Here is a 578-nt window from a genome sequence, read left to right as displayed (position 1 = left end):
CCGGACTCGCCCACGGCGGGCAGCGGCTCGTCGACACCGGTCTCGGAGGTGCCGGGGCCGTCGTAGGTGCCGGCCAGGGTCACCCTGATCTCACCGGGCTCCAGGCTGGAGTCCTCGACCACGGTCAGCCCGCCGAGCTGGTCGGCCAGGCCCCGTGCCGCAGGGTCGTTCTCGTCGGCGACGTTGACCTGGCTCTCGGAGATGCCGGTCTCGTCGGCGTTGCCGACCTCGCCCATGCCGTAGCCGGCGCCGGAGACCAGGTCACCCACGCGGGCGGCGAGTCCGCTGACACCGCTGGCGTTGTAGACCGAGACGGTGGACTCGGAGGGCTCGTAGTCCTCGATGTCGCTGGCGGAGTCCTCGGAGTCGGAGTCGTCGGCATCCTCGGAGTCGCTGTCGGAGTCGTCACCGAGCAGGTCGTCGAAGAAGCTGTGGACCTGCCTCTTGTCGATGGTCACCACCGACTGCCCGTCGTCGCTGGTGCCGTCGATGCTGGTCACCGGGATGGTCTGGAAGGTCACGTTGCCGCCGGCCAGGTTCTGCATCTGGGTGGCCATGCTCATCACGTCCCAGCCCTC

At 69.4% G+C, this 578-nt stretch carries 1 protein-coding gene; it reads right to left on the bottom strand.

The features are described from left to right. Positions 1-578, bottom strand: a 578-nt coding sequence (locus ACT3UN_RS16555; protein WP_444657673.1) for an LCP family protein, incomplete at both ends; no start/stop codon positions are given.

It is taken from the genome of Corynebacterium sp. AOP12-C2-36, from assembly GCF_052379185.1.
Taxonomy (GTDB): Bacteria; Actinomycetota; Actinomycetes; order Mycobacteriales; family Mycobacteriaceae; genus Corynebacterium.
This window is presented reverse-complemented; position numbering and strand designations above follow the sequence as displayed.